General features: G+C 52.0%; 14 protein-coding genes, 1 tRNA gene and 1 rRNA gene. 11 read left to right on the top strand and 5 right to left on the bottom strand.

Annotated elements, in window-relative coordinates; all coding sequences use genetic code 11:
* The first annotated feature begins 893 nt into the window (after nucleotides 1-893).
* The 8 genes from ABIE64_RS22385 to ABIE64_RS22350 all read left to right on the top strand — a co-directional run bounded on the left by ABIE64_RS22385 (nucleotide 894) and on the right by ABIE64_RS22350 (nucleotide 10,626).
* Nucleotides 894-1,409 carry an RNA polymerase sigma factor gene (locus ABIE64_RS22385; RefSeq protein WP_007092393.1) on the top strand — a complete coding sequence of 172 codons (516 nt, stop codon included), beginning with the start codon at nucleotides 894-896 and terminating at the stop codon, nucleotides 1,407-1,409.
* A 94-nt stretch (nucleotides 1,410-1,503) separates the two neighbouring features.
* The gene (locus tag ABIE64_RS22380) at nucleotides 1,504-2,547 is read left to right on the top strand and encodes a FecR family protein (RefSeq protein WP_354378671.1); all 1,044 of its coding nucleotides are present in this window, start codon (nucleotides 1,504-1,506) and stop codon (nucleotides 2,545-2,547) included.
* A 182-nt stretch (nucleotides 2,548-2,729) separates the two neighbouring features.
* Entirely contained in the window at nucleotides 2,730-5,189 is a 2,460-nt protein-coding gene (locus ABIE64_RS22375; protein ID WP_354378670.1) for a TonB-dependent siderophore receptor, read from the top strand.
* A gap of 98 nt (nucleotides 5,190-5,287) precedes the next feature.
* Nucleotides 5,288-6,085, top strand: a complete 798-nt coding sequence (locus tag ABIE64_RS22370; RefSeq protein WP_354378669.1) for an ABC transporter ATP-binding protein — start codon at nucleotides 5,288-5,290, stop codon at nucleotides 6,083-6,085.
* 14 nt (nucleotides 6,086-6,099) lie between these two features.
* Nucleotides 6,100-7,044 carry an ABC transporter substrate-binding protein gene (locus ABIE64_RS22365; RefSeq protein ID WP_354378668.1) on the top strand — a complete coding sequence of 315 codons (945 nt, stop codon included), beginning with the start codon at nucleotides 6,100-6,102 and terminating at the stop codon, nucleotides 7,042-7,044.
* Entirely contained in the window at nucleotides 7,041-9,047 is a 2,007-nt protein-coding gene (fhuB, locus tag ABIE64_RS22360) for a Fe(3+)-hydroxamate ABC transporter permease FhuB (RefSeq protein WP_083379299.1), read from the top strand. The genes ABIE64_RS22365 and fhuB overlap by 4 nt, the downstream gene beginning before the upstream one ends.
* Nucleotides 9,011-9,829 (top strand): siderophore-iron reductase FhuF, encoded by an 819-nt coding sequence (gene fhuF / locus ABIE64_RS22355; RefSeq protein ID WP_139192072.1) that lies wholly within the window; start codon nucleotides 9,011-9,013, stop codon nucleotides 9,827-9,829. Before fhuB ends, fhuF begins: the two co-directional genes overlap by 37 nt.
* Nucleotides 9,830-9,987: 158 nt before the next feature.
* Nucleotides 9,988-10,626 (top strand): sigma-70 family RNA polymerase sigma factor, encoded by a 639-nt coding sequence (locus ABIE64_RS22350; protein WP_156962662.1) that lies wholly within the window; start codon nucleotides 9,988-9,990, stop codon nucleotides 10,624-10,626.
* A 73-nt stretch (nucleotides 10,627-10,699) separates the two neighbouring features.
* Here the strand turns inward: ABIE64_RS22350 and ABIE64_RS22345 are convergent, their stop codons facing one another.
* Together ABIE64_RS22345 and ABIE64_RS22340 are read right to left on the bottom strand one after the other, a co-directional pair.
* A complete protein-coding gene (locus ABIE64_RS22345) occupies nucleotides 10,700-12,010 on the bottom strand; it encodes a lysine N(6)-hydroxylase/L-ornithine N(5)-oxygenase family protein (protein WP_007092385.1) in 1,311 nt (436 codons plus the stop codon).
* A 13-nt stretch (nucleotides 12,011-12,023) separates the two neighbouring features.
* Complete coding sequence (locus tag ABIE64_RS22340) at nucleotides 12,024-14,633, bottom strand: amino acid adenylation domain-containing protein (RefSeq protein ID WP_354378667.1); 2,610 nt, start codon at nucleotides 14,631-14,633, stop codon at nucleotides 12,024-12,026.
* Nucleotides 14,634-14,939: 306 nt separating this feature from the next.
* On the opposite strand from ABIE64_RS22340, the gene ABIE64_RS22335 reads away from it, so the two are divergent.
* From ABIE64_RS22335 to ABIE64_RS22325, 3 genes are read left to right on the top strand one after another with little or no spacing between them, the layout of a single operon-like run.
* The gene (locus ABIE64_RS22335) at nucleotides 14,940-16,022 is read left to right on the top strand and encodes a GNAT family N-acetyltransferase (protein ID WP_354378666.1); all 1,083 of its coding nucleotides are present in this window, start codon (nucleotides 14,940-14,942) and stop codon (nucleotides 16,020-16,022) included.
* Nucleotides 16,022-17,380 (top strand): MATE family efflux transporter, encoded by a 1,359-nt coding sequence (locus ABIE64_RS22330; RefSeq protein ID WP_354378664.1) that lies wholly within the window; start codon nucleotides 16,022-16,024, stop codon nucleotides 17,378-17,380. The genes ABIE64_RS22335 and ABIE64_RS22330 overlap by 1 nt, the downstream gene beginning before the upstream one ends.
* Nucleotides 17,377-18,573: an aminotransferase class I/II-fold pyridoxal phosphate-dependent enzyme gene (locus ABIE64_RS22325; protein WP_354378663.1), complete on the top strand. Its 1,197-nt coding sequence runs from the start codon at nucleotides 17,377-17,379 to the stop codon at nucleotides 18,571-18,573. The genes ABIE64_RS22330 and ABIE64_RS22325 overlap by 4 nt, the downstream gene beginning before the upstream one ends.
* Nucleotides 18,574-18,650: 77 nt before the next feature.
* On the opposite strand, the gene ABIE64_RS22320 is transcribed toward ABIE64_RS22325, so the two are convergent.
* The 3 genes from ABIE64_RS22320 to rrf all read right to left on the bottom strand — a co-directional run.
* Nucleotides 18,651-19,817, bottom strand: a complete 1,167-nt coding sequence (locus ABIE64_RS22320) for a DUF418 domain-containing protein (protein ID WP_354378662.1) — start codon at nucleotides 19,815-19,817, stop codon at nucleotides 18,651-18,653.
* 309 nt (nucleotides 19,818-20,126) lie between these two features.
* Nucleotides 20,127-20,203 (bottom strand) — tRNA-Met (locus ABIE64_RS22315).
* 103 nt (nucleotides 20,204-20,306) lie between these two features.
* A 5S ribosomal RNA gene (rrf, locus tag ABIE64_RS22310) occupies nucleotides 20,307-20,397 on the bottom strand; the annotation flags it as partial.

The following is a 20,397-nucleotide window of genomic DNA, read 5'->3' as shown; positions in this document are numbered from 1 at the left end:
GGTTTGCCCATGAAGCACCTCCTGACGGAAGTGAATCACATAAATACACTAAGGGGAATCCCTTCAATGATTCCTATAAAACGCAAAATGCTTTATCCTCACCCTCGGACGGTCTTCGGGCCCACTACCCGCTCCGGTCACTTTCGGCAACGGCGGCACTTTCCGCTAACCGCCGAGGTCCGGACACACTTCGGGCGCACGGCCCCCACTGGTCCACCATCGACGGGTCACAGATCACCGCTGCCCGCTGCTGCCATTACTGCCACTCCCGGCAAATCTAACGCTCCTTTTCCAACAAGACGCACCTCTCCCGTCATGACAAATGACCGGGTTAGTCCCCTTAGTCCTTGGGCAGAATCCCGCCGTAATGGCTCCGCCATCCGCCGCCCCATATCCTGCGGGTCACCTCGCCGCCCTGCCCGTGTCTCTGTCCGTCTCTTTGCCGCATCATCCTGATCACCTCTTTCATCCAGCCCCAAATGCAAAAACCCGCGAAGCTCAAGGCCGCGCGGGTTTCGGTCCGGGTGCTTTTCTCCCGTTGACTTTGTCTCTTATGCCACAAATAAAAGAACAAATCAAGAACTTTTTTCGAAAAATCTGAAAAACTTTATATATGCCCCAGGGCTGCCCCCAATTCGTACGCCTGAAATTGACAATTGAAATCTGGTTGCCCTTAGAAAAGGGAATTGTCGTATGGCACGGATTTAATGCTGCAGAATGAATAAGTTATTGCTCGTTTTCTTCTGCTTGAAGGGCGTGGATTGATCAGCAGAACAGCGATCTAACAGCATATTTCACATTCTTTAAACCGTTACGCGGCCCAATTTAATTGCGAATGAGTATTATTTTTGATAACTCAACAAGTATCGGATCATTAGAGTCAGGTTTTCGGTTTGGCAATAACCGACATCAAAACGCTATTCCTTTCCCATCAAAGGGAATTGCAGATTTATCTCACTCGCCTGTTGCGCGACGCTGATATTGCTGTGGATTTGACACAGGAAACATTCCTGCGGGTTACCGAACACGCCCGGCAGAATAAATCGAATGATGTGACGCATGTACGCTCCTACCTGTATCGGGTTGCCCACAATCTTGCCGTGGACCATGTTCGCGCACAAAAGCGTAACCCGGTGAATAGGGCTGATGACAGCAATCTGGGAACGATCCCTCACAATGCTCCCTCGCCAGAACAAATTGTCGGCGATCAGTCTGAACTTGATTTCGTGCGACGTGCCCTTGATGAACTTCCCGAAAGGACGCGCAATATCTTCGTGCTGGTGCGCGTAGATGGGCTTACCTATCATCAGGCTGCCGAGAGACTTGGTATCTCCGACAGTTCGGTCCAAAAGCATATTGCCCGTGCCATTGCCCACGTCATGGCACGGCTGGGCAAGAAAGGCGTGTGATCTGGTGCAAAATTTTTTAGCCTTTTCTTGTACTTTGAACGTCCTAAAGTTATGGACCAAATGAAACAGCGATTTTCGGGCGTGGACCAGTAACGTGAATCAAACGCAACAGACGCAGGAAAGCATTGATCTTTGTGCCGCCAACTGGGTTGCGCGGATGATTGACGGCGGCCTGAATGATGCAGAACACAAAGCTCTTGATGCCTGGCTTGCACAATCCCGTTCCCACCAGCAAGCATTTGCCGATGCCAATCACGCACTTGCGATGATGGATGCCAGTCTGTTTTCTGACGGCGTAAATGCGGCGCAAAGCTCTATGCATGAGGCAGACAGGCAGAACACGCAAATCCGGCCATTTCCGGTAATTACAGGCAAAGGCAAAAAACCGCCTCGCACAGGTATCGGAAAATGGGCCGCGATTGCGATGGCAGCCTGTCTGCTCATCGCACTGTTTTCCGGCAGGGTGCTGATGGGTGATCCGGCTTTGGTCTGGGGGGCAGATTATCATACTGCACCTGGCGAAATCAGGACGATCACCCTTGACGATGGCAGCAAGATAACACTTGGCCCCGATAGCGCCATTGACGTCAAATTCAGTGAACAGGAACGACGGATCGAAATTTTTACCGGCCTCGTCGACTTTCAGGCAGTTCCGATGGAGAATGCCGGTGATCGTCCCTTCGTCGTGTCCACCGGCGACGGTATCGCACGCGCTTTAGGGACCCGTTTTGTCATCGACAAATTCGATGATTATGCGTCGGTCTCCGTATTGCAACACAACGTGAAAGTCAGCCTGACAAACGGCGCGCGCCCCACAAAATCGCTCGTTCTGAGCCCCAATGAGGCTGTCAGATACAGCCGATATTCACTTGAAGATATCTATCCCGTCAATTCGGACCGTGTTCTGAGTTGGCAAAAGGGCAAGCAGATCTTTGACCGGGTTGCCTTGCGTGAAGTGGTTGCCGAGTTTTCCCGATATCAGCATGGAAAAATCCTGATCGCCAATGAAGCCGTTGCACGAAAGCGTGTCAGTGGTGTTTTCGACATGAGCGATCCACAAATCGGGCTGGACCTGATTGCGACAGAGCTGTCTATCCGCAAGGTTTCCATCACACCGCTGCTGACATTCCTTTACTAAATCGGACGCCCAGTCTTCCGGAATAGCCGCATTTCGGCCATGTCCCGACCCTCCTCCTGAAGAAAAACAAAAAAATAGAAATTTATCTTACTGAATCAGAATGCAAATCCCGTCTCACCTAACATCAGCAAATGCAAATCATTTGCGTTATTAAGAAAATATCGAAGATGGGGGTCTGCATAATGCAGGTAAATAAAGCCGGCAAAGCCCGGTTGGCAAAAGGTTTGGCATATCAGTTGATATGTGGTGCAAGTTTGTTTGCACTTGCTGCCGGGTTGATCGTTACGGGGGTTCCAGCCACGGCGAAAGCACAACAGGACAATACGTCGGTAAGCAGTGCAACACCGATGGAATTTTCAATCCCGTCACAGGACCTTAATCAGGCGCTGTTGACTTTTGCCGATCAGGCAAATTTGCAATTGTTCTACGATCTGGACCGTGTCGACGGTTTGCAAAGTTCGGAACTGGAAGGCAGTTACACGCCTTCTGATGCACTTAAAGTCCTGCTGCTGGGTAGCGGTATGACCTATCGGTTCACGGGCGAGAGCACTGTTTCCCTGTCAAAGATGGAAACTTCCGATGTTGATGCGTCGACGGTTGTTGATCCGGTCTATGTCGAAGCAAATGCACAAAGTTCAAGCGAACTGGCGCATGGTTACGTCGCAACAACCAGCAGTTCGGGAACCAAAACCAGCACTCCCCTGATCGAAACCGCCAAAAGCATCTCGGTCGTGACCGAACAGGAAATTGAAGACCGCGCAGTTGCCAGCATTGAGGATGCGGTCGCCTATACCGCAGGTGTAGTGACCAATAATTACGGCTATGATCCACGCTTCGATCAGGTCTATGTCCGTGGCTATCCGGTTCATATCTATGGCGATTATCGTGACGGCCTGCGGCAGATGACAGGTGTTTACGCAACCTTCAGAACCGAACCTTACAGCCTTGAACAGCTTGAGATCGTGAAGGGACCGACGGCGGCACTATATGGTCAGACGACACCCGGCGGCTTGCTAAATAGCGTCACCAAACGCCCGCACAAAGATGCCAAAAACAACGTCTATGGACGTTTCACCGACACGGAATCCTATGAAGGTGGTTTCGACTACAATCTGGATATCAGCGAGAATGGCGAATGGGCCTCGCGATTTGTCGGCATGGCGCGTTATGGCGAAACAAGCAATGACATCCAGGATGATCGCCAGATGTTCGCGCCAACCATTCGCTGGCAACCCAATGAGAACACGGACCTGACCGTTTATACCCTTTTACAACATGACGAGACGGACGCATCTGCGACATTGCTGAACCTGAATGGCGAAGTCCTTGACTATCGTACCAGTGACGCAGATTACGACTATCAGAAGCAAGATCAGTTTCAGGTCGGCTATGAACTCACCCACCATCTGAACTCCGTGCCGGTCACCCTGGCTCAAAACACCCGATTTGGTTATTTTGACCTTACGGCCCGCTATCTCACTGGCGGCGTTGCCGGAGCTGGCTGGAACCCCTCTGACGCCAACGAATATCGACGCGTGGCGCAGGCCGTCCAGGAAACGCTCTGGAGCGCACAGGTCGACAATCAGGCAATTACCAGCTTTGAAACCGGAGAGGTTTCTCATGAATTGCTGACCGGTCTGGATTTAATGTACTCGAAATCCGATTATCGATTTGGTTCAAGTGCGGTGCTGAGCGACTACAGCTTCTATCTTGATGACCCAAACAGATCAATTTCCGGCAGCACGCCTGCCTACACGACATTGGATGATGTTACTTATAACCAGACAGGCGTCTATGTTCAGGATCAGCTGGAATACGGGAACTGGCATTTCAATGGCGGCGTTCGTTTCGACTATGCAGAGCGCAAGCGCATCAGCCGCCTGACAAATACCGGCTCAACAGACTACAACACCGCAACGACTTTTAATGCCAGCGCACTTTACGCGTTCGATAACGGTGTATCGCCCTATGTCAGTTGGGGCACTTCATTCCTGCCAAGCACCAGTCAGGATATCAACGGCAAGATGCTCACCCCGACCGAAGGTGAACAATATGAAGTTGGCGTCAAATACGAACCAATCGGGTTCGATAGTTTAGTCACCGTATCTGCCTATCGCCTGACCGAGGACAATGTTGCCCGCTATGCAGGCTACAGTACCACAATTGGTTCGTATTATGAGCCTATCGGCAAACTTGAATCACGCGGGCTTGAAATAGAAGGCAAGGCAAATGTGACCGAAAGCCTGAGCCTTGTTGCAAACTTTGCCTATAACAATGCCAAGATCGTCAAAGGCTCCTATCGTGGCAACACGCCGCTCGTAACGCCGGAAAAAACCGCATCGACCTGGGTGGATTACACTTTCCAGAGCGGACCTCTGAGTGGCTTCGGACTTGGCGTTGGCGTTCGCTACATCGACTCAAGCTATGCCAACTATACCAACACCAGCAAGAACAAGTCTTACACACTGCTTGATGCCGCAATCCGATATGACTTCGGTGCGGTCAGCGACAAGCTTGAAGGCCTGACACTCGCCATCAACGGCACCAACCTCGCCGACAACAAAGCCGACATTTGCAACAACGGATACTGCTACCAGAACGAGGGGCAGACCATTGCAGCAACGTTAAAATACGACTGGTAACCACGCATCCCGGGGCGCAATACCGCGCCCCGGGTCCGTTTTCCGCAATCCGCGTCCAACGCGGATTTTCTGCGTTTCCAAGAAACTGGTTCATCGCCATGGATTTGTCTGATCGCCCCGCCGTTCTTGCCATGCAGGACACCCATTTCCAAACATCAGAGGGCTCAATCCTTCTTAAGGAAGTCTCCGTCACATTTCGGGCGCGCAGCCTGACCGCGATTGTAGGCCATAACGGTTCTGGTAAATCGACGGCCCTTAAAATGCTGGCTGGGCTGAACAAACCATCGGGGGGGACCGTCACCCTTGATGGCGAAAATATTGCAAGCTTTGGCACACGCGAATTTGCAAAAAACGTTGCCTATCTGGCACAGGATCCCGGCGACGGCGCAGATTACACCGTCGAGGAACTGGTCGCTCTGGGACGGTATCCCTGGCACGGACCATTCGGGCGATTACAGGACCACGACAAACAAGCAATCGAACGTGCCATTGCTCTGACCGGGCTGGAATCATTACGTCAACGTGCTGTCCACACCCTGTCTGGTGGAGAACGGCAACGTGCATGGATCGCAGTCACGCTGGCCCAGCAGGCACCTTGCCTGCTTCTGGACGAGCCAATTTCAGCACTCGACCTTGCCCATCAATATGAAATCCTGCTTTTGCTTTCAGAACTCAGCAAGCAAGATGGCTTGTGCATCATCGCCGTTTTGCACGATATCAATCTGGCTGCACGCTTTGCCGATCAAATCGTTGCCTTGAAAAATGGCCATCTGATTGCGGATGCATCCCCTCAAACCATTATGCAGCCCAATATTCTGCGCGATATTTTCGGCATCGACATGCTTGTCCAGCCCCATCCAACCAATGGGCATCCTGTTGCCTTGGCCAATGTGTGACGGGACGAATTTCAATGCATAAACCAATCCCTTTATATTCACGCAGATCATTCCTGCGCCTTGTCACGCAGGCATCGATTATATCAGGATGCGGTTACGCTTTATCCGGCCTGATGGCAGAAACCACATCGGCGGCAGTTCCCAAACGCATCGTGATCGCAGACGGCGCAATCAGCGAAACGGCACTGGCGATGGGGATTGTTCCGTTAGCGATGGCCGATATTCCGGGTTATCGGGCATGGGTGCAGGAACCGGCTGTTCCAGATAGGGTCATTAACCTTGGCGCACGTTTCCAGCCAAGCCTTGAACGTCTGGCACAGCTTAAACCTGATCTGATCCTGACCAGCAGCTTCTATGCAAACCAATATGCCAGCCTACGTGATCTGGCACCGATTGAAAAAATCGACATTTACAGCAGCAGCAAAACCCCGTTTTCAAATGCGGTTACCGCAGCACGCAAAATTGGCGACGTCACCGGTCACCCGAACGCCGCCGATAGACTGGTTGCTGATACAGCTGCGCGAATTGAACATGCTGCCCGACAACTTTCAACTCCAAAAGCCCGTTCGGTTTTGATTACCAGCATGCTGTCCCCCAGACACATGCGCGTATTTGGCCAAAACAGTCTGATGCAGGATGTTATTGCGCAACTCCCCATCCAGAATGCCTGGACTGGCCCAACCAATCATTGGGGGTTTGCGACCGTTTCGATTGATCAGGTCGCGCAATATACCGATGCCGCAATGATTGCCATCGAACCGGTGCCTGACAATGTTGACCGGGCAATTGATCACAGTCCCATTCTTTCCGAACTTCCACCGATCAAACGCTACGGGCTGATCAGGATGCCCCCGATTGCAACATTTGGTGGCCTGTTTGCCGCCGGTCGTTTTGCCGACCTGCTGGCAAAGTCGCTTACCCAAGCCACGCCGGAGAATGCCGAGGCGACATCATCATGACAACAACATTGCGTAACCACCCCGCATATCTGGGCACCATACCGACGACGATTTTCATTGCAGCTTTGCTGCTAAGCGCCCTTTCACTGCATATCGAAACGGGAAGCCTGAACCCTGCAATAATTTTCGATCTTGCATCTGCGTCGGGTACACAATCCTTGTTGCTAACCCATGGCTGGGTGCCAAGGTTTTTGATCTCCTTTGTCGCCGGTGCAGGTTTGGCGACGGCCGGTGCACTGTTTCAGCACACACTCAAAAACCCGTTAGCGTCACCGTCCACACTTGGCCTTGCTGGTGGGGCAAAACTGTTTCTGACACTGGCAACACTGTATGTTCCCGGCGCACTTGTCATTGGCCACGATATCATTGCCCTGCTGGGTGCTTTAGTGGTCGGTATGTTGGTTTTTGCCTTGGCCCGACGTAGCGGTTTCTCGCCGTTGGTGGTGATCCTGACGGGTATGATCATTGGGCTTTATTGCGGGGCTGTGACCACCGCCCTTGCAATCATTCATCATGAATGGCTCAAAAGCCTGTTTATCTGGGGCAGCGGTGATCTTACTCAGGATGGCTGGTACATTTTGAATCCGCTGACCATCAAAGTCGCGATCGGGATGGTCGTTGCAATTATGCTGACCCGCCCGCTTGAGATGCTGAACCTGAATGATCATCAGGCAACGGCCCTTGGTGCATCACCGGCCCGACTGCGTATGCTGTGCCTCCTGATCGGCTGCTGGCTGACGGCAGTTACCGTTGCCGCAGTTGGTATTGTCGGTTTTGTTGGCTTGGCCGGTCCCGCAATCACACGCATGATCGGTATAAGACGCCTGCGCCACAAACTGATCGCATCTGCACTGTTTGGAGCTCTACTGCTTTGTGCCGCCGACCAAGGAGTACAGGTCCTTTCGGGTCATCTCGGAACTCTTGTTCCTGCAGGGGCCTTGACCGGTGTTTTCGGCGGGCCATTACTGATTATTCTCATAAGGCAACTACGTGCCAATTCCCCACCATCACGCAGCACAACAGCAATCCCGACGAAGGATAGGAGCCTTCGGCAAAGCAGAATGATCCTTGGAACTTGTGTCCTGCTGGCCATTGCGGGTGCGATATTCATAGGACGTGACGTAAATGGGTTCTGGCAACTTCAATGGACAAATGATCTGCAAACTGTCTGGCCATGGCGTGGCCCGCGCATTTTGGGGGCAATCGCGGCTGGAACAATGCTGGCAATTGCCGGAACCGTCTTGCAGCGCATGACAGCAAACCCGATGGCCAGCCCCGAAAGTCTCGGTGTTAGTGCCGGGGCGGCAATTGGCATGATCGCCATCATCTTTGCGATTGATGCACCATCTACATGGCTTCAGATTTCCGGGGCCGCAATTGGCGCATTCGTGACACTGGTTGCGATTTTTGTCCTGACGCGGAAATCGGGATATGCACCGGAGCGCATTCTCATTGCCGGAATTGCAATCGGAGCATTATTTGATGGTTTCATTGCATTCCTGATGGCAGGTGGCGATCCACGTGCCGCACGCCTTCTGGCCTGGAGTTCGGGGTCCACTTACGGGCTGGGCTTCGACCGTGCCACTATTCTTGCAATCGTTGCTGTTACCGCCCTGCCAATCCTGCCTGCGCTTGCACGCTGGCTTAATCTATTTCCGCTAGGCCCCATCACCACAAAGTCGATGGGTGTGGACCTGTCGGTGTCACGTGGCAGCATGTTGCTGTTCGCTGCCATTCTGACGGCCGCGGCAACATTGCTGGTAGGGCCGCTCAGCTTTGCCGGCTTGATTGCCCCACATCTTGCGCGATTAGCCGGGTTCCGCCACGCGCTTTCACATAGTATCGGAGCTGCTTTTATCGGTGCCGCCCTGATGGTGAGTGCCGATTGGCTTGGACGGATGTTGTTCTTTCCGTGGGAAATACCTGCTGGCCTGATGGCTGCGATCATTGCCGGACCGGTTCTGGTTTGGCTGCTTATGCGTATCGGACAAACCTCATCATGATGTCAGCACCACACAATCAATCGAACCTGCCGCCGCGGCAGCCCTCCATCAACGGGACAGAAAGCAAACTGCTTTCGGAAATCAAGGCTCAGGTTTTTCAGGGCCCCTATCAGGGGCTCGGCGAACGTCATCACGTTACTGCCGACGCCAAGGCCGGTATTGACTGTTTTGACTTGCATGATCCCGAATGCCTTTCCCCGCTGCTGGATCACTATTGCAAGATGAAATATCCCAATGATGATCGTCGTGCCGCGGTTTCGATGTGGTCACAGTGGTATTTCGGGCTTCTTCTATCGCCTATGCTGGTCATGGGTTCCGGGGGTGAAGTAGTACTGCCGTTTCAGGCTGGCTTTGTCAGCATGAAGTCAGATGACGTCAATTGCCCGGTTGGCTTTGATTTAACCGACGGGTACGTTCGCCAAACGGTTACCGATCCTGTTGCACCTTGTCCATGGGTACATTTTGATAATTTGATATCCATGCATCTCACCCCTCTGATTATGTCGCTTTCAACCTCATCAAAGGTTTCCCCCAAAGTATTCTGGTCAAATGTTGGGGTGGTAATTGCCTATGTCGAAAAACACGTTCTCAAGGACAGCCGTATCTCGCTTGTACCGCTGATCAGTGACGCAAAACGCCCCGACGATATGCGCAACCCTCTGGCAAATCCATACAGCACCAAACAATCAGAAGATGGCAGCCTTTCCAGGCGTGTCTGTTGCCTGCGGTATTTGCTCACCAGTGTCGAAATCTGCCCCACCTGCCCGCTCGCAAAACTCTAGAAATTCCACAAGCCCCTTGCATAACTGCGTTCACTTTCCGGACACGCAGTTTTCCTTACTGAAAGCGATCAGAAATCCCGTCTCATGAATCATGAGGCGGGTTTGGAGCACCATCAGGCCCTGCTCAAAAAACAAAAGATGTATCGACCTCACGGAGAGTGCAAAGCCACGTCCCAAACTTGCAAGTGACTATTAATTTCACTTACGAGCAAACCAATGGAGACTATTGGAAAATGCACCTATCAAACCGACTTGAGCCGAAATCCTTTGAGCACAAACAGAGACACGAACTGCTGATCAAAACCCGGGACATTGAAGGAAAGTTGCGTCGCATTGCCCAATCCATCGTCAAATGCCCACATCTTGCAGATGATATTGTTCAGGACACATATGCCAAACTTCTAACTATACAGATTGACGAGGAAGTCTCCACGCCAAGTGCATTTATCACCCGCATTGTACGCAACATGGCCATTGACAAGGTGCGGCAGATGACATTTGAACGCAGCCTGTTTTCAGGCAGCGACCAAACCGAGTTCTGCCCGGCAGGTACTGCCAATTGTCCGGAAGCACGACTAAGCGGATGTCAGGCCCTGCGCGTCATTGAACACACCTTGCAGGAACTGCCGCCCCATGTTCGCAATGCTTTTTATCGCCACCGTGTCGATGGGTATGCGCAAAACGTCATTGCCAGAGATATCGGCGTTTCAAAGGCATCTGTCTGCGCCTATATTCATCTGGCCGATCAAAGTTGTCGCAAGGCCCTGCAAAATGCCGAACTGGTGCGTCCCGCCTGATTGGTAAGGAGGATCGGCAGCCGGGATAAAAAATATTTGTCCCGGCCGCTTGCCGATCAATTATCACACCATACTATCCCCACGCCTGAACCACAGCGCCATCTGCCACATGCGTCCCATCTGCAACCCAATCGACAATTGGCCGGTTTTGATCGAGATCGAACACATTCTGCCCCATCAGTGCATTGACGATCTTCGCACTGCGCCATGCCATCAGGCTGAGCTGTGGTTCAAAGATTCCCAGATCAATACGCCCGGCATTTTGAACGAAGATGCTACGATCAGCCGGGCCATCCCAACAGGCACGAAAATCCGCATCAAGCCGGTAGGCACCAGACACACCTTCTTCAAGACGTGCACGCAATGGTGCCATGAATTCCGGCAAGGCCGTTTCATATCCTGTTGCAAGGATCAATGCATCGACATGGAAGAATTCAACATCCTGATTAAGGCCGTTGCGCGCCGCTATCCTGAAATCTTCCCCATCATGCTGAACCTGAAAGACCTCACGTTGCGGCAACAATCGCGCAATGACGTTACCCTCATCAAGATATCTTTGCCGATAGATCAGCTGATAGATCGACTTCAATGTCGAAAGCGAAGCCCCGTCACTTGCCAGCTTCTGGCGCGACATAAGCTCCTGCTTCCGGCTATCGTGCAATCTGGCAAAGATATCAGCATATCCGGGGGTAAAATATTCATTCACAAACGGCGTATCATCAAGTGGCTCAAAATTATCGCGCCGCGATAGCCAAAGGACTTCTTCCACATTCCCGTCATTTCCGCCAAGCAGATACTCCACAAGCTCCGCCCCGCTCTGACCACCGCCGATAACCGCGACCCGTTTGCCATGTAAATCAGGCAATCGCGATTTTGCCTGGCTTGTATGGAAACATTTCTCAACCGGCAGATGACGTGCCCAACCGGGCACAAAAGCAGGCTTTCCGATGCCAATTGCAAGATTGCGCGCCACATAGGTGCCATTGTCTGAACGCACCTGGAAGTCATTGCCGTCAAATTCGACTTCCCGCACCGCATTATTGAACACAAGCCCGCCAAGATGATCCGCAACCCATTTCAGATACGCTGCAAACTCCCGACGCGGTACGGCTGCAAAATCGGCATTCATGAAATCAAGCATACGTTTCTGGCTGACCATATAGGACAGAAACGACCATTTGCTTGTCGGGTTGGTAAGGGTCACAAGATCCTTCAGGAAAGATGTCTGAAGTTCAACACCGGGCAGCATCATGTCGGGATGCCAGGCAAATTCAGCCTTTTGTTCCAGAAATGCATATTTCACATCGCGAACGTCATCAAGTTGTGCCGCAAGACTAAGATTGAAAGGACCAATCCCGATCCCGACCAGATCCAGCTTATCCATCTTCTGAGTCCTTCTAATTGCCTGAAAATTCGGAGCTGACTGTCTGTTCAAACGCACGTTGCAAACGTCGTCCAAACAGTCTGTGAAATGCAGGGTCACCAATGATGGTCAAATGGTCTGTGCCAGGAATGTGTTCTGGTTGCTCCGCCCGACGTGACAGGGCCTGCCAGTCAATGAGATCAAGCTTGCGACTTACGGTATCACCTGCCAACCAGGATGCGATTGGTGCGTCATAAGGAAGAAGTTCATGGCGCCGAAAGACAAGGGCATTATCAATCAGCACCCAAAAAGTGTGCTCCCGTGTCCCAATTCCTGGACCATCTATCGGAAGGCCAAATTCGCTTTTACCGACGAAATGGACAAACTGCGCATAGGCAAGATCATCCATCAGCGCCAAAAGGCGTTCCCATTCCTCGCGCATTGCGGTTTGTTGTAGCCAGCGGCGAATGTTGCTTTCGATCTCCTCACGCTCCCCCGGTTGGAATTTTGGTCGGGCATTCAGATCAAAATCATCATCCATGTCACAAACATCGACCATACCGATCAGACGCAGATCAATATCGCGGCCCAACATCCGGGCGGCTTCATAGGCAAGCAAGCCTCCCCACGACCAGCCAAGAAATGCACAGGATCGTCCTTTGGCCTCGCGATGCACGATCTCGGCATAGCGTGCGCTAATGTCTGATACAGAAACGTCAAGTTCCTGACTGTCTGAAAGCGAATGGCACATGAACCCCACAGCCGATTGATCCGCACCAAGGCTCTTAACCAGCTTCATATATTCACGCGTGCTGACCAGAAGCCCCGGAAAACAATAAAGAACGGGCTGCTCTGGCCTGCCTTTCTGCAAATGCACAATGTCAGCACCCGGTTTGCATTCCGGTTCAAAAAGCGCCGTCAGAAAGGTTCGGACTGTCGGGAAATTGAAAAGATCCGTGATTTCAGCATTTCTATCCGGGAACTGTTCACGAATCTTTCCCAGCACCCGAAGAGCGGTGATCGAGTTTCCCCCGATTTCAAAAAAATTATCGCTAACGCCAATGTCATCCAGTCCCAGCGCCGATTTCCAGATCGCAAGCACAGCGATCTCATCATCATTTGCAGGAAGCGTTATCGTACCTTCCCGACGTGGCAGAGGAAGCTGTGCCTTGTCGACCTTGTGATTGGCATTGAGCGGAAGCATCGTCATCTCAATGATGTAACCAGGCACCATTGAGCTTGGTAAAAGCTGCTGCAAGCGCGCACGAACTGACCGGGTATCAACCGACGCACCCGATCGCGGAACCACATAGGCAATCAGTTCAAGCCGGGATGCAACATCCGCCGCGATAACCACGCAGTTGGCAACATCATCAAACCCGCGCAGGACAGTTTCAATTTCCGCTGGTTCAATCCGATGACCACGGATTTTGACCTGATCATCGACACGTCCGGCAAACTGGATCATGCCGTCTGGCAAGAAACGCCCCAGATCACCGGTGCGATACATCCGCGCGTCATCGGCAAGCGCAAATTTGTCATAAACAAAAAGGCTGTCGGTCTTTTCCGGCAAATTGTTATAGCCGCGTGCCACACAATATCCACCAAGATGGATTTCACCGATCTCGCCATCGGCAACCGGATTGCCATCACCGTCAAGGATATAGGCCCAACGATCACCAACCGGACGCCCGATCGGGGCGGTTACTGTCTCACAAAGCTGATCCTGATTAACCCGCCATAACATTGGGGTCATCACCGTTTCAGTCGGGCCGTAACCATTGATCAGATAGCGTGAATTGATCGCACGAGCGATGCGATTGAAGGTTTCTTTTGGCATTGCCTCGCCACCAAAAGAACAAAGCGTCAGATCAAGTGTCTGTTCCTTTTCTCGTAACCAGCCGGCCAATTCATGAACGTAGCTTGTCGGAAACGATGCATGCGTAACGCCGTGATTGCGGATCGCACCGACCGTGTCTTCAGGTGTCCAGAGAAGCTGATCTGGCAACAGAATGCTGCCCCCGGCCATCAGCGGGACAATCCATCGTTCGTGGCCACCGTCCGAAGAAAAAGGAAGAAATGGCAGTTCCCGCGATGTTTCATCCATAAGATAAAGCGGACCAGTCGCGTTCAAATGATCAACGAGAGGACCGTGATCAACCATCACGCCCTTTGGCTTTCCTGTCGAACCAGATGTGTAGATGACATAGGCCAGTTGATCTGCACTCGGTGTTGTAGCTTCAAACCGGACTTCCTCTGTCCCGACATCTTCAACCAGAACGGCTTCAAGATCATGGTTGCCCAAGCTTGCCAAACCATCGCGGCTGGTTACGGCGAAGCGCGCACCGCAATCAGATAGCACATGCCGGTTGCGGGTTTCGGGATGCTGTGGGTCCACCGGAACAAACGCACCACCCGACTTCCAGACCCCCAGAATGGCGGCAATCGCCATCGCTGACTTCGGCAAAACAACAACAACAACGTCACCAACCCCAACACCCCTTGCCACAAGCGCATGTGCAATCGCATCAGAGGTTTGCTTCAAACGTTTGCGCGACCAGTCATCGTTGGTCGCCAGAATGACTGTCCGGTCCGGATCGCTTTGGCAAAAACGGTCAATGACTTCATGTGGATACCCCGTCATGGGCCAAGGGGCCTCTGCCCAAGGTAATCCATTCGCAATCAAGTGCTGGTCTGACTTGGAAAAGGGCTTTGTAGCCAAATCAAAAGAAGCGGCAGATACCGCCTGAGAACCGTTCATGGTCGTCTCCATGCTGACAAAGCAATTATTGCATTTGCAGGGGAGACGATCCGTTCGGATGTAAATTCAGTTTTTTCTGCACGCAAACGCAAAAAAGATCACTGAACTTCCTGCCCTCTCACTCGTCCGGACTAGAGCAAGATAATCGGCCCCGATGGGCTGGTACCATGGAAACAAGGAGTCCCGGACATGAATGTCATGACACAAGAAAGCCCAACACAATCCTCGATGAAAACATTTCAGATCAAACATTTCCAGCAGGGGGACAAGTGGCATTCAGTAGTCGAAGGTGGGCACCTGCATCTGTCTGGCGAAAATGAGAATCACGACTTTTATTTTTCACTGACATCAAATCAGATCGTCCTTGATGATATCGCCAGTATGACTTTATGTGTTCTTGACCAATATGGTTTGGCTGCTTTGGCCGAGGCGCTTTTTGCCGTTCATCCGGCACGCTATGAAATCCGCCTTCCCAATCAACTTGATCCTGACTGGCTTAGCCAGATGGCCCGAAGTGGATTGATTACTTACACTGCAGGCGACAATACCATCTATTCAGGTGACCTATACCAACTGTCTCTTAACTGGCTGGAGCATCCTGAAAGGAATAGCTTTCCGCTACGCTACACCTCAACGAATGGCCGTCGCCATCCGGTTCGTCGACCAAGCGCGCACCAGACGCTCTATTCCCGCTACATTCCATGGATCAATAAAACGATCCGTTTTGAACGGGCTGATCCAACGCGCCACCTTGGGTATTTCCATAAATGGATGAATGACCCACGCGTAGATGTTTTCTGGGAAGAATCTGGCACGGAAGCGAAGCATCAGGCCTTCCTTGAAAACCGGCTGAATGATCCCCGGACAGAACCGCTTATCGGATTTTTTGATGATGCACCTTTCGGGTATTTCGAACTCTATTGGGCCCAGGAGGACCGGCTGGGCGAACACTACACGGCCGAGGATTTTGATCGTGGCTGGCATGTTGCAATCGGTGAGGAAGCTTTTCGCGGCAAGGAATACCTTACAGCATGGTTGCCATCACTGATGCACTATATGTTCCTTGATGATCCTCGCACCCAGCGGATCGTCGGCGAGCCCGACGCTGGTCATGATCAGCAAATCCGCAATCTTTTACGTTCAGGCTTTGCCGGTCTCAAACAGGTTCGCTTCCCGCACAAGACATCTCTTCTGGTGATGCTGCTGCGTGAACGGTTCTTTGATGACCGCCTTTATGTTCCGGACTTTGTTCGTAACGAGGATATATCCTGATGCGCAAACGTGAACTTCCGGACCTGAATGATCCTGCGATCATGCGTTTGATCCTGCGACTGGCCTTGCCTTCTGTGGCGGGGCTTTCGATCAATGCGATAAATCAGGTTGTCGACGCTTTTTTCGTCTCGCATTATGCGCTCAGTGCCATGGCCGGTGTAACGCTCTCGATCCCGTGCTTCATGCTTGTCGGTGCCATTGGCCATGGATTGGGTATCACGGCCTCAACCGAAATTGGTCGGGCGCTTGGTCACGGAAATGCAAATAATGCAACCCGTGCGGCTTCACTCGCGTTGGCGCTGGCGATCATATTCGGGATTGTCGTTGCGGCCCTGATCTTCCTCTTTCATGTTCCGATCCTGCATATCCTTGGTGCAAGCGGCAATGTCTTTGGTGAAGCTGCTATCTATATGCGCATCCTTGGTGCCTGTGCCGTCCTTGTACTTTTGCAGATCGTATGTGATTTCATTGCAATCGGCGAAGGTAACAGCCGGTTCTCCATGTACACCCTGATCGGATCATTTGGTCTGAACATGACCCTGGATCCGATCCTGATTTTCGGTTTTGACATGGGCGTTGCCGGTGCAGCCTGGGCAACCGTTATCTCGCAGGTCGCTGCCCTTGGGGCATATCTCTATTACTTCCGGAAACGTCTGGGCCGTGTGCACCCAGCGTTATCGGCTCTTCGTCAACTGAAATGGCGGCCTGCCCTTTATCCTTTCGCAAAGCTCGGCATACCGGCAAGCTCGACGACTGTACTTGCATCCGTTTGCTTTGCCATTTTGATGCAGGCGGCAAACGTTCATGGAACCGAGGATGAACTGGCCGGACTGGCCATTTCTCTTCGCATCGTGCTGCTGGCAATCCTGCCAATCATCGGCTTTTGCCTTGGAGCACAACCGATCCTGAGTTATGCGGCCGGGGCCCATAATCAAAATCGCTTTGATGCCGTTTTCAAAGGGATCGTTCTTTATTGCACTGGTTTTTCGTTAAGCTGTGCCCTTATTGCATTTCTGTTTGGTGATCTACTGATCACGGCATTTGTTGATCGTGCAGAGCTTGTCGAATTTGGAGGGCATCTGCTTGATGTTCTCGCCATCCAGATCGCCTGCATCGGGATTTACCAACCAATGGTGTCGCGGTTTCAGGCCGCCAACAATGCCCGGCACGCCGCGATGGTAAGCATGGCCCCACAAGGTTACATCCAGATCCCGCTCGCCATCCTTTTACCAATGGCCGTCGGGTTTGATGGAATTGTGATGGCACCGGCACTTGCCGCTGTGCTGACGACCCTGCTTGCGGGTTTCCTTACCTTTTCGGGGATCAGATCACTTCCCATCAAGGAGCTTTCATCATGAATGAACTGCCCTCAAAACCATTGCGTATACATCAGGGCGAAACACGGCATTTGGGTGCGCATGACCCAAATTATGAACGACATTTCCGTGCTGTTTCTCAACCGATTTATCAAACATCCCTTTTCGCATTTCGTGATTTTGACGACATGGCAAATGCCTATGCCGGGAATCCGGGGGGACCGATCTATGCCCGTGGCGACAACCCGACTGTCATGGCGTTCGAGCGCGAAATCGCCCGGCGGGAGAATACCGAAGCCTCCCGGGCGTTTGCCAGTGGGATGGGTGCTATCAGCGCAACGGTCATGGCTCTTGTTGCGCCAGGTGATCGAATTGTGACTGTCCATAATGTCTATTCGGATGCCTATCGCCTTTTTGAAACGATTCTCAGGCCAATGGGGGGCAAGATTGACTATGTCGATGGCAAAGATACCGATGCCGTTATTGCCGCTATTACGGATGCAAGGTTACTGTTTCTGGAAAGCCCGACATCGCTGACCTTCGAGTTACAGGACCTTGAAAAACTCGCCACTGCTGCCAGGGCAAACGATGTCATTACGGTCATTGATAATTCTTGGGCGACACCTGTTTTTCAAAAACCTGCGGATCACGGCATTGACCTTGTCATTCATGCCGCATCAAAATTCCTGTCAGGGCATAGCGATACCGTGGCAGGCGTTGTTACAGGGCGTCAATCATTGATCGACCGTATCAATGCATCGACCTTCCCCTATCTTGGTGGAAAGCTTGGCCCGTTTGAAGCATGGCTTCTTCTGCGTGGGCTTGATACCCTCGAATTGCGCATGCAAAGGCACGCCCTGAACGGAGAATATCTGGCCAGAAATCTTGCCGTGCATCCACAGGTTTCATCCGTGCTTTATTCCGGTTTCAGTGACCACCCCGGAAGTAAAACCCTGCACGGTCATTCCAGCCTGTTTTCGATCATTCTTGATGACGCCGTTGATATCCGGGCTTTTAGCAACGCACTTCGAATATTTCGCCTGGGTGTCAGTTGGGGCGGCCCTGAAAGCCTTGTCGTGCCTGCGGCTGCGGTACTTCATCAGAAATACGATGTCAGCGCGTTCCGTCACTTCAAACTCAACCCCCAACTTGTCCGCATCTATGGCGGGCTTGAGAACCCCGAACACCTGCTTGCCGACCTCAAACAGGCAATTGCCGTCGGTCTGAAACGGTAGACGCAGGCTTTCCGGAACGACCAAAAGCAAAGGGTGCCCAGACGGCGCCCTTTTCGTTCTTTGCCAAACAGACAGAACTAACTGCTGCTCACCGAAACCTCAATCCGTCGCGATCCGGGTCGAGTCAACAACGCCAATATCCATTCAAGCGGGCCGCGCGATGCCACCCTGAACCAGACTTGTGCAAATACAACCCATCCCAGATACATCATCAATGAAATCCACAAACAGTCGATCAAACTGACCTGATTGTGCAATCCGGCACCATATCCAAAAAATACAAACCCCATGATCAACGACATGCCAAGGTAGATGGTCAGTGACATGCGTCCTGCTGGCGCAATAAATGATGTCAAACAGATACATGATCTCGACATGAAGCCCCCCATCGCTACTGACACCAGAACAAGAGACAGCGGCACAGCGAACAACGGACGCAAAATCAGGGTCATCATAAAGAAGCGTTCTGGCTCTGCTGATGCCGGCAAGGCGGCCAACACGCCATAAACCACGCTACCCAGAATTGCAGGGATGACTGCAAACGATGCAATCAGGCGCAACCTGACAATCAGAAGATCAAATCCAAGCGCATCACAATATCGCGCTGCTGCCAACCCGCCGCACATCGCTGCCGCCACCAACAGATAATTGCTCCAAAGACAATAAAGCTGGAACCCGCTCCAGCTATCGAGCCGGATAGCCATGACATCGACAAAACTCCCCGACGCCAGCACTTCGGAAACCGGTATGTCCGGCGCAACATAAGGTACAGGGTTTACCGTCATGTTTACACCAAACAAGGCATTGCCAATAACAGCCCAAGCCCATAGTCCGATGGCATAGGTCAGAAGAGAACGTACCGAATGATTGCGCACAAAGACCAACAACAGGCCAATGACCGCATAGGGTAAAAGAATATCTGCCTCAAACAGCAGCGTCAGGTTCACCACGCCAAACAATGCCAAGACCACGAGACGTCGAATGTAGAATGACAGACCGTAACGCTGAAACTGTTGAAAGGCAGCAAAACCAAACAGCGCAGAAAAGATTAGGATAAACTTGCTTTCAAATAGCCCCTGAATCACACCAGCAGCGATTGCATTCGCCCAAAGTGGCGTTGCATCCTGCCATGCCCCACCGGCAAAGCCATACGTGATGGCAAAAAATGGCAGATTGACCACGAGTATCCCAAACAGGGCAAACGCACGAAGTGCATCAATTGACGGTTCGCGTTGCTTGAACATTTATCTTTCCTTTGATGATAACGCGTTAAAGGAAAGACGTTTGGGACATCTGCAAGTTCAGGCTAAAGACGGTCGCTATATCTCAAAGCGAGAGCGCATCTCTATCTTTACGATCAATTTCGTTACGTGAACAGTAGAGCTACCGATCAATATAGCCCCGAATTGAGGCAACCATCCCTAAAGCAAATAAAATTCGCAACTCGTAAACCGTAACCTATGAAACAAAACACCCCGCTCGACTTTCACCGAGCAGGGTGTTTTGATCTAGAGCACTGCTATATCTCGCACAGGAGCGAGTTATAACAGAAGTGGTTGCGGGGGCAGGATTTGAACCTGCGGCCTTCAGGTTATGAGCCTGACGAGCTACCGGGCTGCTCCACCCCGCGTCAGGGTGTATTAACCGGTGGGTTAAACAGATAACGCCGCATCAGGGATGAGGCGGCGTTGGATGTTTGGGTGATGACAGGGAATATTTGCTGTGTTTGGAAGGCCCGGCGGTGACCTACTCTCCCGTGCCTTAAGACAAAGTACCATCGGCGCAGGCAGGTTTCACTTCTGAGTTCGGGATGGGATCAGGTGG

The organism is Thalassospira sp. MBR-102 (genome assembly GCF_040549275.1).
GTDB classification, from domain to species: domain Bacteria; phylum Pseudomonadota; class Alphaproteobacteria; order Rhodospirillales; family Thalassospiraceae; genus Thalassospira; species Thalassospira xiamenensis.
This window is presented reverse-complemented; position numbering and strand designations above follow the sequence as displayed.

Bases quoted from the DNA above. Each gene is read 5' to 3' on its own strand.
- ABIE64_RS22325 (WP_354378663.1), top strand. From the start codon at position 17,377: ATGAATGAACTGCCCTCAAAACCATTGCGTATACATCAGGGCGAAACA.
- ABIE64_RS22340 (WP_354378667.1), bottom strand. From the start codon at position 14,633: ATGACGGGGTATCCACATGAAGTCATTGACCGTTTTTGCCAAAGCGAT.
- ABIE64_RS22370 (WP_354378669.1), top strand. From the start codon at position 5,288: ATGGATTTGTCTGATCGCCCCGCCGTTCTTGCCATGCAGGACACCCAT.
- ABIE64_RS22335 (WP_354378666.1), top strand. From the start codon at position 14,940: ATGAATGTCATGACACAAGAAAGCCCAACACAATCCTCGATGAAAACA.
- ABIE64_RS22330 (WP_354378664.1), top strand. From the start codon at position 16,022: ATGCGCAAACGTGAACTTCCGGACCTGAATGATCCTGCGATCATGCGT.
- ABIE64_RS22320 (WP_354378662.1), bottom strand. From the start codon at position 19,817: ATGTTCAAGCAACGCGAACCGTCAATTGATGCACTTCGTGCGTTTGCC.
- ABIE64_RS22345 (WP_007092385.1), bottom strand. From the start codon at position 12,010: ATGGATAAGCTGGATCTGGTCGGGATCGGGATTGGTCCTTTCAATCTT.
- ABIE64_RS22365 (WP_354378668.1), top strand. From the start codon at position 6,100: ATGCATAAACCAATCCCTTTATATTCACGCAGATCATTCCTGCGCCTT.
- fhuB (WP_083379299.1), top strand. From the start codon at position 7,041: ATGACAACAACATTGCGTAACCACCCCGCATATCTGGGCACCATACCG.
- ABIE64_RS22375 (WP_354378670.1), top strand. From the start codon at position 2,730: ATGCAGGTAAATAAAGCCGGCAAAGCCCGGTTGGCAAAAGGTTTGGCA.